The organism is Clostridium thailandense (genome assembly GCF_019207025.1).
Classification (GTDB): domain Bacteria; phylum Bacillota; class Clostridia; order Clostridiales; family Clostridiaceae; genus Clostridium_AM; species Clostridium_AM thailandense.
Genome location: NZ_JAEEGC010000188.1, coordinates 1 through 12,257, shown reverse-complemented (window position 1 = coordinate 12,257; position 12,257 = coordinate 1). Strand labels below are relative to the sequence as shown.

Sequence of the window (12,257 nt, the reverse complement as noted above, 5' to 3'; positions counted from 1 at the left end):
ACAAGAAAAATTGTATTATTAATATTAGATAGACTTTTTAAAGTTCATCTAAATTCTCGTGAAAAGGTTTACATTTTCTGACTTATACGCATCAATTAGAGGTTAGATACAAAATAGTATTTAACGGGCATATTTGCTTATATATCATTAATTTGCCCAATGTTGCAGGCAAACTCAATATTGATGCTAAAAACTCTATTTATTCAAGGAAGGATTTCTCAAATTTTTGTAGAATTATGAAATGTAGACCAAAAAAAAAAATTAATTTCGGAGGGATATTTTATGGAAGTACGTTTTTCAGAAAGAGCTATGGGATTGAAGGCATCAGAGATTAGAGAGTTGTTGAAACTAACAGAAATGCCAGAAATTATTTCTTTTGCGGGTGGATTGCCTGCACCAGAATTGTTTCCAACAAAGGAAATGGAAGAAATTTCTCAAAAAGTTTTAGAAAAAGATGGTAGACTAGCATTACAATATAGTTCAACAGAGGGCTTTGCACCTTTAAGAGAAATAATTGCGAAGGAAAGAATGACTCCTGCAGGAGTTAACGTTACTGGTAATGATATTGCTATAACATCAGGTTCACAGCAAGGACTTGAGTTTTCAGCAAGAATATTTGTAAACGAAGGTGATACTGTAATTTGTGAAAGTCCAAGCTATCTAGGAGCAATTAATGCTTTTAAAGCATATAGACCAAACTTTGTGGAAATAGGCATGGATGATAACGGAATGATAGTTGATGAGTTAGAAAAGGCACTAAAAGCACACCCTAACACTAAAATGATATATACTATACCAGATTTTCAAAATCCAACAGGCAGAACAATGTCTGATGACAGAAGAAAAAGAGTAGCAGAGCTGGCTGCTGAATATAAAGTTCCATTAATCGAGGATAACCCATATGGAGATCTTATTTTCGAAGGTAAAAGACATCCTTCTATTAAGAGTTTTGATAAAGAAGGCTGGGTTATTTATCTTGGAACTTATTCAAAGACTTTCTGTCCAGGATTAAGAATTGGTTGGATATGCGCAACACCAGAAATATTAGAAAAATATATAGTTGTAAAGCAAGGTGCAGATTTACAATCTAGTTCTTTTGACCAAAGAGCAACTGCTTTATTTATGCAAACTCATGATTTAAATGAACATATAGAAAAAATAAAAGTAGTTTACAAGAATCGTAGAGACCTTATGCTTGATAATATGAAGAAATACTTCCCTGAAGGAATAAAATATACTTTTCCAACTGGAGGATTATTCACATGGGTTGAGTTAAAAGAAGGTCTTGATGCTGCTGAGGTATTAAAAGAAGCCTTAAAAGAAAATGTAGCATATGTTCCTGGCGGGTCATTCTTCCCTAATGGTGGTCATCCAAATTTCTTTAGAATGAATTATTCCTGCATGAGTGAAGATAAAATAGTAGAAGGAATAAAAAGACTTGGAAAAGTCCTTGCAAAATTTTATTAATATTTTTTAATTAAATTGTATAAATAAATGCATAAAATCCCCCTTTTAGGTGAAACTATTCCTAAAAGGAGGGGTTTATATGTATGATGCTAAAGTTCAAAATTCTGTTTTAGACAATTATGATTCGATAGACAGTAACAATTCGATGAGATGTGATTGCATTGGAGACAGATCATATTTTAAGCAAGTTCAATATGAATCTATGTTTGAATTTAAATCAATGCATATTCCTATTGAAAATGTTATAAAATAATATTTCTTAATATTCAGATATATTTACAATCATTTATCGTAAATATAATAATCATATCTTTTATTAAGGATTGGGGGTACTTTCGAAATGAAATTATCAAACAGAATTCAAAACATGCAATTTTCACCTATTCGTAAACTAGCACCATATGCAGCTGAAGCTAAAAAGAGAGGTATTCATGTTTATCACCTGAATATTGGTCAACCCGATGTATTAACTCCTGAACAATTTTTTAAAGCTATTGCAAATTTTAAAGAAGATGTTTTAAAATATACTGAATCACAAGGAATGGATATTTTACAAGAAAGTTTTATAGAATACTATAAAAAATGGAAAACCCAATTCACTAAAGATGAATTATTTATAACAAACGGTGGTAGTGAAGCTATAATGTTAACATTTATGGCTATATGTGATCCAGGTGATGAAATTTTAGCTCCAGAACCATTCTATACAAACTATAATGGCTTTGCTGAAGTTGCTTCAGCTAAAATGACTCCTTTTTTGACTAAGGCAGAAGAAGGATTTCACCTTCCACCTAAAGAAGAAATAATCAAAAAAATTACAAACAAAACAAGAGCTATAATGATATCAAATCCTGGAAACCCAACTGGTGTTGTTTATACTTCAGAAGAATTAAGAATGTTAGGTGACATAGTAAAAGAATATGATTTATACCTAATAGCTGATGAGGTATATCGAGAATTTGTTTACGATGGTTTACAATATACTTCTGCTCTTTCAATGAAAGATATAGCTGACAGAGTAATAGTAATTGATAGTATTTCAAAACGTTATAGTGCTTGTGGCGCCCGAATAGGTCTAGTTGCTTCTAAAAATAAAGATTTAATGTATAATATAATGAAATTATGCCAATCAAGACTTTGTGTCCCTACAGTAGAGCAAGTAGGTGCCGCTGCATTAAAAGATACTCCCGACAGTTACTTTGCTGAAACAAGAGCTGAATATCAAAAAAGAAGAGATATAATGATGGAAGGTTTAAACAAGATTCCAGGGGTAATTTGCCAAAAACCAACAGGTGCTTTTTACATAGTAACTAAATTACCCGTTGAAGATGCAGAAGATTTTGCCAAATTTCTTTTAACTGATTTCAGCCATAATGGTAAAACCGTAATGGTTGCACCTGCTGAAGGATTCTATGCTACGCCTGGTCTTGGAAAAGACGAAATAAGATTATCTTACTGCTTAAATTGCGAGTCATTAAAAGATGCTATGGATTTAATAGGAATGGCAGTAACTAAATACAAAGAAATTCATAAATAGAAAACTATACCCCCATGATTATTCATAGGGGTGTTATTTAAATTATATTAACGTTTAAGCTCCCACATATATACTTCATTCTTTTTATAAAAACCTAATTTTTCATATAGATTTATAGCTGGTACATTAGTGCTTTTAACCTTAATTTTTACAATGTCAAAACCATTAAATTTTATTATTTTTAAAAGATGGCTTAGTAGAACTTTACTATATCCATTTCCTCTATACTCTTTTAATATGCCAAAATTAACTATAGTTGGTATCCCATCCTCAATTATTATTTGACCATATCCTATATATTCTCCATCTTTCTTTAAAAATATCGAACCTCGATCGAAATAATAACTTTGAATCTGATCAAAATATATGTCTTCAATATTTAAGGGTATTCTATTATCATCTTTAAATATTTCATTTTGAATCTGACACCTTTTTGCTTCGTCTTTACCTATCTTTAAATTTTGAAACTCAAAACCATTGTCAAAATACTCAAGACTCTCTTTCGATATGTTAGAGTAAAGTATTAAAGTTCCTTCTTTTTTATTAAATCCTATATTTTTTAAAATTTCATAATTATAGTCATTACTTTCACATAAATAATTTATAACACTTTTATTCTTTAAAGTATCTATTAACAATTTATATAGCATATGAATTTTTATACTTCCTAGTACCTTTAAAACATTTATAGCATTTATTGAGCATATATCTTTATCATTTGTATTTGACCATATATATCCTATGTATTTTGAATTGATTCTTAAAAGTTTAACTCTTCTTCTTAAAAAAATCTGTTGAGCAAAATTGCAATTGTTGTAAGTCTCAAAAAAATCCTCATTTAAAGAGTTAAATTCATTTTTTCTCTCATTTAACGATTTAAAGTAAACAAGATTTTTTTTATTTAGTCCAACACATTCATACATAAAACTTATCCCCATGTCGTAATTTATTATTTAATTTTAGTTCAATATTAGTATAAATCTTAATTGTTTTCCAGTCAAACCTTCATTGTTTATTATTAATATAAGCTAAATAATCATCTAGAAATCTATCTTGATTAGTATTGTATCTAACTAATCTATTCAATTTGTAAGTATATTTTGTTTCTTCCCACACTTTATGTTTTATATATCGTTTTTTCCCTAATTTACAAAACTTATGTGGAAATATAATTAAGGCTAACATTGTTTCTAATTCATTTCTGTTAAGTTGTACAATAGAGCAATATTCTTCTATTATTAATTTAGCCTTTTGAAAATCCCATTTATGAGTCTTTTTAAACATTAGTTGTCTTATAAATTTCCCAAGGTCATTTACACGAAGGTCAACTATTATATTATCTAAATCTATTATATAATAACCTTGACCCCTTTTAATAATGTCTTCATGGTAAAAGCCAGCATGACATACAGTCTTGTCTTTTCTAGCTTGTTTACATAGCTTATAAAAGTTAGAAGTGTTCAAAAGCCTTAGTGCAATAATCCCTCTATTATATACACTTTCTATATAATTAAGATAAACCATATCAAATTCACATTTAAGTTTTTTTCTATTTATAATTCTCTCAAATTTTTCTAAATCATGTAAATTTTCCTTAAAAATTCGCGGCCAGTCCCTTAATTTATTTTTAATTTTCAGTTTTTTCATTTCTATATTGTTGCATGTCATATGGTATTGTGCTAATAATTTTACACAGTTCTTCGCTTCTTCAATACTATCTAAATTACATTCTTCTCCATCAATCCATTCAGTAATATAAAATACTGAACCTTTGTATCTTACATAAGTTTCATTATTTTTAGTTTTATAATATTTAGCAATATTACCAAACCCTTCATTTATAAATCCTTCTGCTAAGATATTTCCATTAATAATTTTATGTCTACCATGTTTAATTCTCTTCAGACATACGTTCCCACAAGAGGTCTCCACTCTATAAACATTTCTTACTTTTGCAATGTTTATAACATCAAAATTATAATTTTCTAACACTCTAAATACCGTTTTTTCCTCTTTTTCTGAGAGTTTATAAATATAACTTACATTTGGATTTTCCATTTTTCTACCTCCTATAAGCTCCTCTAATAAATATATATTATATAAGGTAGAAATTATTACATTCATTCAATAACTAAAAGTCATTAAACATAAAATAAAAGACCATCAGTAACGATGGCCTCTTATATATTTGATGCTTTAACTGATACTGGTTGCTCAAAGATTCCTCTTTTTACTTCAGTAGCAGTCATGTTCTTTGCTTCAAATTTCTCTGTCATATAATTACATGCGTCCCATGGATTTATTTTATCTCCACAAGTAAATACGTCTACAGCAGCGTATCCTAACTCTGGCCACGTATGAATTGTTAAATGTGATTCAGATATAATAACAACTCCACTTACGCCTTGTGGACTAAACTTATGGAAGGCTACTTCCCTAACCTCTGCTCCAGCTTTTAGAGCAGAATCAACCATTATTTTTTCTATAAATTCTTTATTGTTTAGAATCTCAGAATTACATCCGTAAATCTCTGCTAAAATATGACGTCCTAATTCATGCATTCTACGTATTTACCCCCTTACATAAAAATATAACAATTAAATTTTATCAAAAATAATCAAAAAGTCAATATATATAGCTATTTTTTTAGTAATACATCTATAAAACTCTTATTTTTTTAATTTTTCTCTTTATTTCTATATATTTTATTTAAAATAATAAAAAATGCGTGCCTATAATAATATTACACGCATTTTTCAGTAAGTATGCATAAAATAAGGATTACTAAATTAAATATTAAATTTCATCAACTTCTTTAATACTTAAACCTATCTTTTTGTTTTCCTTGTTAACATCTAGTATTTTAGCCTTAATTTCTTCACCAATAGTCAATACATCCTCTGGTTTGTTTATTCTCTTATGGCTAATTTGTGATATGTGAACTAACGCATCAACTCCTGGCTCCAATTCAACAAAGGCTCCAAAATTTGCAAAACGAACAACTTTACCTAATACTATATTTCCAGCAGGATATTTAATTTCTACATTAGTCCATGGATTTTCCATAGCTTTTTTCATTGATAAAGATAATTTTTTATTTTCTTTATCTAAATCTAATATATAGACCTTAACTTTCTGTCCTATTTTTAGTACATCACTTGGCTTATCTACTCTTCCCCATGATATTTCTGATACGTGTAGTAATCCATCAACCCCTTGTACATCAACAAAAGCTCCAAAGTCTGTTAATCGTTTTACTTCACCTTCCATAACTACATCTTTTTCTAATGAGTTCCAAGTTTCATTTTCTTCATCTTCTTTTTGTACTTTCAGCAAACCTCTTCTTGATGCTACTATTCTTGTTCCTTTTCTATCTTCTTTTAACTCAATGATATTTACCTCTAACTCTTTATTTATATATTGATTAAGGTCTTCTACATGAAAAAGTTCAACATGTGATGCTGGAATAAACACTCTAATTCCTTTAAAACTCGTTACTAAACCTCCATTTACAGCATCTTTAACTATTACTTTAATTGTTTTATTTTGATCCTTAGCTTCTCTCAAATCTTTATAGGCTTTTTCTCTTTCTAATTCTATTTTTGATAAAACCACATATCCATCTTCATTTTTTCTTCTAATAATTTTTACATCTAGTTCATCACCTTCATGAATTAAATCAGTAAGGTTATCAGACTCATTCTTTGTTACCTCATTCTTAGGAAGTAAACCATCCGCCTTATATCCTATATTTAGGAAAGCTTCTTTTTCACTTACAGTAATTACCTTTCCCTTGATAATTTTACCTACTATTATTGGCTTGTCATTCTGCTCCATATAAGCTAGTTGTTCATTCATTTCTAAGTTTTTATCCTCGCCCATTTTTAAAATTGCCTCCTTTATTACCCAATCCGGTGTTGAAGCTCCAGCTGTAACACCTATAGTTTTTATTTTATTGGAATTAATTATATCATCAGGTATTTCTCCTGAATTTTCAACATGAATAGTATTTAAGCAATTATCTTTACATATTTCATATAACTTAGTAGTATTAGAACTGTTTAGACCACCTAAAACTATCATCATATCTACCTTTTTAGAAATCTCTGCAGCAGCTTTTTGTCTCAATTCTGTGGCACTACATATAGTGTTAAAAGCAATAAATTCCTTACATTCTTTAGCGACTACATCCAAAACTTTTTCCCAATTAGATTGCTTCTCTGTAGTTTGTGATACAACACATAGTTTATTCGGCAGTTTTTTTAAATCTGAACCATCTTTAGTTATAATAGCTTTCTCGTCACACCAACCATTAACTCCAACTACTTCGGGATGGTTGCTATCACCAACTATAAGAACAGAATACCCTAGTTCATAATATTTTCTTACTTTTTTATGTATGTTTGCTACATAAGGACATGTAGCATCAATTATGTTTATTCCCCTGTTTTCAAGTATCTCATAAGTCTTTTTAGGAACTCCATGAGAACGTATAATCACAATATCACCATTTTGCAACTTATTTATATCATCTATACTAATTGCATGTATGTCTCTTTCTTTTAAATATTTTACTACATCATTATTATGTATTAGTGGTCCTAGCGTATATATTTTTTTACCATATTTATCTTGAACACTTACTGCTTCATCAACCGCTCTTTTTACTCCAAAACAAAAACCAGCATTATCAGCTAATATAACTTGCATTTATTTTCACCTTCGATTATTAATTATTCTCTTTAATATATTCATTTATGTAATTAGAAATAACATCTACAACTTCACTTATCGAGAGTTTGGATGAATCTATTTCTATGGCATCTGTCGCCTTACATAAAGGATTATTTTCCCTATGAGTATCTATATAATCTCTTTTTATTATATCATTAAGTACATTATTATATTCTACATATATACCCTTTTCTTCAAACTCTTTACATCTCCTTTTAGCTCTTTCTTCGGCTCTTGCTGTAAGAAAAAATTTAAGAGGAGCATCCTTAAGAACGACAGTTCCTATGTCTCTGCCGTCCATAATCACATTGTATTTATATGCCATATTTTGTTGAAGTTTAACTAAGATACTTCTAACTTCAGGAATGGTAGCATAATTTGATACATTATTGCTTACTTCTAGTGACCTTATTTCATCTGTAATGTCTTCTCCGTTAACTATAAGGTTATCATTTTCAAAATGCATTTCCAACGAATTGGTTAATCTACACACTTCCCTAACATTTGAAAAATTTATATTATTCCTCATGGACATAAGAGTAACAGCTCTGTACATTGAACCAGTATTTATATACATCAATTTAAATCTATCAGCTATAATATTTGCAATAGTACTTTTTCCTGCTCCTGCAGGACCATCAATTGCTACAGATATATACAAAGTTTCATTCCGCCTTTCCAAGAAACGTAACTATTTAAAACTATCTATAAATATATTCTATAAAAATACTTAAAATCCTTTAATTTTTGCTATTATTCGTTAAATAAATCTTTTTTAAAATTTTAACATCATTTAGATATATAAAGCTCTTATTTTCTAAATCTACATCCGTTAATACTAACACTCTAATGCACAGTAACACATAAGAACTATCATTCCTTTTCACCAACTTTAATTCCTGCTAAAAAACCAGTTGATAATGCTATTTGTATATTATACCCTCCAGTATAAGCATCTACATCTATAACCTCACCTGAAAAATATAGGTTAGAAATCAATTTTGACTGCATTGTAGAAGGGTCTATTTCTTTGACATTTACTCCTCCAGCAGTAACTATAGCCTCTGATATAGGTCTTAATCCTTTTATCTCTAGGGTAAAATTCTGCAATAATTGTACTAAATTTCTTCTTTCCTCCCTAGTAATTAAGTTAACCTTTTTATCAGAGTCAATCTCCGATACTTTAATAATAATATCTATTAATTTTTTTGGTATAAGATCATCCAGTGAGTTTTTAAAATCTTTATTAATGTACTTCATAAAATCTTTTTGTATTCTCTTATCAAGTTCCTCAAAAGATAAAGCTGGTTTCAAATTAATAACAGCTTTTAAGTTTTTCCCTTCAGTTACAACTCTACTTCCACTTAATACAATAGGCCCTGATATTCCAAAATGTGTGAACAACATTTCACCAAATTCCTTAAAAAGAGGTTTATTTTTATCATCTACTATTGTTAATTCTACATTTTTAAGCGAGAGACCTTGAAGTTCTTTTATCCATTCTTCCTTTGTTTCAATTGGCACTAAAGAAGGTGTAATTTTTGTTATATTATGGCCTAACCCTTTAGCAAATTTATGTCCTTCACCACTTGACCCCGTTTGCGGATATGACATTCCTCCTGTACATAAAATAAAATAATCTCCTTTAATAATTGTATCATCTTGCAATTTAACTGCTTCTATATAATTATTGTTTCCTATAAGTTCCTTAACCTTGCTATTAAATTTAACATTTATTTTTTTTCTACTTAATTCTTTTTGAAAAGCAGATATTATATCCGAAGATTTATCTGACTCAGGAAAAACTCTATCTCCTCTTTCAACTTTCAATTTAACACCGAGGTTTTCAAAGAATTTAATGGTATCTTCATTAGTAAACGTATAAAGTGAACTATATAGGAAATGAGGATTTCCAGGTATATAATCAAAGAACTCACCTATATCCTTTGCATTAGTAACATTACATCTACCTTTGCCTGTTATAAATAGTTTTTTTCCTAACTTTTCATTCTTTTCTATTAATATTACATCATGTTTATCTGCAGCCGCTAAAGCTGCCATCATACCTGCTGGACCTCCTCCAATTACTATAACCTTTGCCATCTTAACACCGTCCGTTCATTTTAATCTATATTAATAATTAAATAATACAGCTAATGTATATTATAATACAAATTCCATAAATAAAACAATTAAGAAGTATCAAACATAGTATATAGTATAAGGATTTTTTTATTTTTGTTATATACTTTTTTACCTTTTAAATCTCTTTTTATCTAGTATTTTCATCCAAAAACTCGACTATTATATTATTTAATAATACAGGCTTTTCATTTATCAAGTGAGGTCCATGTCCACAATCTTCTATAACTCTACTTTTCGAATTTTTTACTCCTTTAGCTAAACTTTCAATATGCTCCTGTTTAATAGCTTCATCTTTTCCCCCTGCTATAAACATACATGGAAAATTTAATTTTTCTAGTTCCTCATCAGTTATGTTAGGATATTTTCTCTAATTCATTACACTAGTCTTAGCAAAACTTTTCCATTCACCTTTATGCGCATCAAAATGATTATGCTTAAGTAAGTTAATATAGTTTTTATCTTCTTCATTTTTTATTATGTGATATTCAAAGTTATTTGCATTGCTCTTTATCCCATCTGTTACACAACTGGCAGTTCCAATGGTAAGCAATGAATTTATTAATTTCGGACACTTAGTTGCTATATAAAAAGCAACTCCACCACCCATGCTAAATCCAATTAAATTAACCTTTTTAAGCTCCAATTTATTAATAAATTCTATAATATCCTCAGCCAATTGAGGTATTGTCCATTTTAGTTCATCACATTTAGTTCTTCCATGCCCCCTTAAATCCGGCATTATACAATGGTATTTATTCTGCAAAACAGGAATTTGAGCTGAAAATGCAAGAATTCCTCTCGAAAAGGCATTGTGTAAAAATATAACGGGTTCTCCAATACCTACTTCCTCATAATACAAATTCAAATCAGATAACTTAATATAAGGCATATGTACGCCTCCTTATGCTTATATATAAAACATTCTTAATTAGTCGATCAATAATCCCATTAATAAAGAGTCGTAAAATTCACCATCAATTAAATAATCCCTCTTTAAAACTCCTTCTTCTAAAAATCCTAATTTCTTATAAAGACCAATACCTCTCTTGTTCTCAGTTCTGACCCTTAAATTAATTTTTTTAATTATTTTTGAATTTTTACTCCAATCAATCAAATATCTTATCAGTTCCTCACCAATCCTATTTCCCCAATATTCTTTAAGAACACTTACCCCAAATTCACCAACATGAGCAATTCTCTTTCTTGGACCGCCTGAAAAATTTAAATTTCCAACTACCTTTCCGTCAACTTCTGCAATTATAAATAGAGCATTGTTTTTTTCTAAAGCATTTTTAATAAACTCCCGTTCTGCTTCAACAGTTCTCCCAAATTCACCTTCTCCAAAAGTTAAATCGTTTGATTGTCCACCAATTATATTAAGATATTCTATTAATACCTCTGCATCTGACTCTTTAGCTTTCCTAATTGTAATCTTTTCTTTATTAACTATTAGTTCTTTCATTTAGCATCTCCCCCTAATAAAACTTATTCCTATATTTTTTTAAAATTATACCAACAATTATCATTTTAGCATAACATTTATATTTCAAAAATAAAAAAAAGCTGTTGCACTTATAGAGAACTACACCAGAAAGTAGAGTTATACGTAGGGAGCTGTTACCAAAGCTAAAGACACATATAAAAACTTTTTTATCAATCTTAGCGAAGTATTTTAGAAAATCTTAGAACTTTTGATATGTTTGAGGTACGAGTTTATCAAAGGTTCTTAGATTTTCAAAATACTGAGCTTTAGATTGATTAAAAGTTTTTATAGTGCTGAAGCTTGGTAACAGCTCCCGGAGAATAACTCTACTTTCGGCCTTACTGCTCCATAGTACAACAGCCCATTTATATTAATTAATAGTTTCCTTGTTGATGCATAGCTTCTGCAACTTTAACAAATCCAGCTATGTTAGCTCCAGCAACTAGGTTGTAACCAAATCCATAGTCTTCTGATGCTCTCTTACAGTTATTGTAGATGTTAACCATTATTGCATGTAATTTTTCATCTACTTCTTCTTTTGTCCATGATAATCTCATGCTGTTTTGTGACATTTCAAGAGCTGATGTAGCAACTCCACCTGCATTAGCTGCTTTTGAAGGTCCTACTATTACTCCATTCTTTTGGAAGTATTCTACTGCTTCATTTGTACATGGCATGTTAGCTGCTTCACAAACAAACTTGATTCCATTTGCTACTATTTGTTTAGCATGCTCTAATTGGATATCATTTTGTACTGCACATGGCATTATGATATCCAATTAGAGCATGCTAAACAAATAGTAGCAAATGGAATCAAGTTTGTTTGTGAAGCAGCTAACATGCCATGTACAAATGAAGCAGTAGAATACTTCCAAAAGAATGGAGTAATAG

General features: G+C 29.5%; 12 protein-coding genes and 2 pseudogenes. 4 read left to right on the top strand and 10 right to left on the bottom strand.

The features are described from left to right. Positions 1 to 282: 282 nt before the first annotated feature. The 3 genes from I6U48_RS27220 to I6U48_RS27210 all read left to right on the top strand — a co-directional run bounded on the left by I6U48_RS27220 (position 283) and on the right by I6U48_RS27210 (position 3,004). Positions 283 to 1,467 (top strand): aminotransferase-like domain-containing protein, encoded by a 1,185-nt coding sequence (locus I6U48_RS27220; protein WP_218323650.1) that lies wholly within the window; start codon positions 283 to 285, stop codon positions 1,465 to 1,467. 79 nt (positions 1,468 to 1,546) lie between these two features. Further along, on the top strand, positions 1,547 to 1,720 hold the full coding sequence (locus I6U48_RS27215) for a hypothetical protein (protein ID WP_218323652.1): 174 nt from the start codon (positions 1,547 to 1,549) through the stop codon (positions 1,718 to 1,720). 87 nt (positions 1,721 to 1,807) lie between these two features. Further along, entirely contained in the window at positions 1,808 to 3,004 is a 1,197-nt protein-coding gene (locus tag I6U48_RS27210) for a pyridoxal phosphate-dependent aminotransferase (RefSeq protein ID WP_218323649.1), read from the top strand. A 47-nt stretch (positions 3,005 to 3,051) separates the two neighbouring features. Here the strand turns inward: I6U48_RS27210 and I6U48_RS27205 are convergent, their stop codons facing one another. The 10 genes and pseudogenes from I6U48_RS27205 to I6U48_RS27160 form a co-directional block, all read right to left on the bottom strand. Then, on the bottom strand, positions 3,052 to 3,927 hold the full coding sequence (locus I6U48_RS27205; RefSeq protein WP_218323648.1) for a GNAT family N-acetyltransferase: 876 nt from the start codon (positions 3,925 to 3,927) through the stop codon (positions 3,052 to 3,054). Positions 3,928 to 4,009: 82 nt separating this feature from the next. Beyond that, positions 4,010 to 5,062 carry a CotS family spore coat protein gene (locus tag I6U48_RS27200; RefSeq protein WP_246615579.1) on the bottom strand — a complete coding sequence of 351 codons (1,053 nt, stop codon included), beginning with the start codon at positions 5,060 to 5,062 and terminating at the stop codon, positions 4,010 to 4,012. Positions 5,063 to 5,184: 122 nt separating this feature from the next. After that, positions 5,185 to 5,565 (bottom strand): adenosylmethionine decarboxylase, encoded by a 381-nt coding sequence (gene speD / locus I6U48_RS27195; RefSeq protein ID WP_178909716.1) that lies wholly within the window; start codon positions 5,563 to 5,565, stop codon positions 5,185 to 5,187. 235 nt (positions 5,566 to 5,800) lie between these two features. Beyond that, a complete protein-coding gene (locus tag I6U48_RS27190; protein ID WP_218323647.1) occupies positions 5,801 to 7,714 on the bottom strand; it encodes a bifunctional 4-hydroxy-3-methylbut-2-enyl diphosphate reductase/30S ribosomal protein S1 in 1,914 nt (637 codons plus the stop codon). 19 nt (positions 7,715 to 7,733) lie between these two features. Continuing rightward, the gene (gene cmk, locus I6U48_RS27185; protein WP_218323646.1) at positions 7,734 to 8,399 is read right to left on the bottom strand and encodes a (d)CMP kinase; all 666 of its coding nucleotides are present in this window, start codon (positions 8,397 to 8,399) and stop codon (positions 7,734 to 7,736) included. A gap of 212 nt (positions 8,400 to 8,611) precedes the next feature. Then, positions 8,612 to 9,841, bottom strand: coding sequence for a BaiN/RdsA family NAD(P)/FAD-dependent oxidoreductase (locus tag I6U48_RS27180; RefSeq protein ID WP_218323645.1), 1,230 nt, complete (start codon positions 9,839 to 9,841; stop codon positions 8,612 to 8,614). A 169-nt stretch (positions 9,842 to 10,010) separates the two neighbouring features. After that, positions 10,011 to 10,196 carry an alpha/beta fold hydrolase gene (locus I6U48_RS27175; protein ID WP_218323644.1) on the bottom strand — a complete coding sequence of 62 codons (186 nt, stop codon included), beginning with the start codon at positions 10,194 to 10,196 and terminating at the stop codon, positions 10,011 to 10,013. A gap of 54 nt (positions 10,197 to 10,250) precedes the next feature. After that, positions 10,251 to 10,772 (bottom strand): alpha/beta fold hydrolase, encoded by a 522-nt coding sequence (locus tag I6U48_RS27170; RefSeq protein ID WP_218323643.1) that lies wholly within the window; start codon positions 10,770 to 10,772, stop codon positions 10,251 to 10,253. 39 nt (positions 10,773 to 10,811) lie between these two features. Then, on the bottom strand, positions 10,812 to 11,345 hold the full coding sequence (locus tag I6U48_RS27165; protein WP_218323642.1) for a GNAT family N-acetyltransferase: 534 nt from the start codon (positions 11,343 to 11,345) through the stop codon (positions 10,812 to 10,814). A 395-nt stretch (positions 11,346 to 11,740) separates the two neighbouring features. Further along, positions 11,741 to 12,142: pseudogene (locus I6U48_RS27160) on the bottom strand (NADP-specific glutamate dehydrogenase); the annotation flags it as partial. On the opposite strand from I6U48_RS27160, the pseudogene I6U48_RS27155 reads away from it, so the two are divergent. Then, positions 12,104 to 12,257: pseudogene (locus I6U48_RS27155) on the top strand (NADP-specific glutamate dehydrogenase); the annotation flags it as partial. The pseudogenes I6U48_RS27160 and I6U48_RS27155 overlap by 39 nt on opposite strands.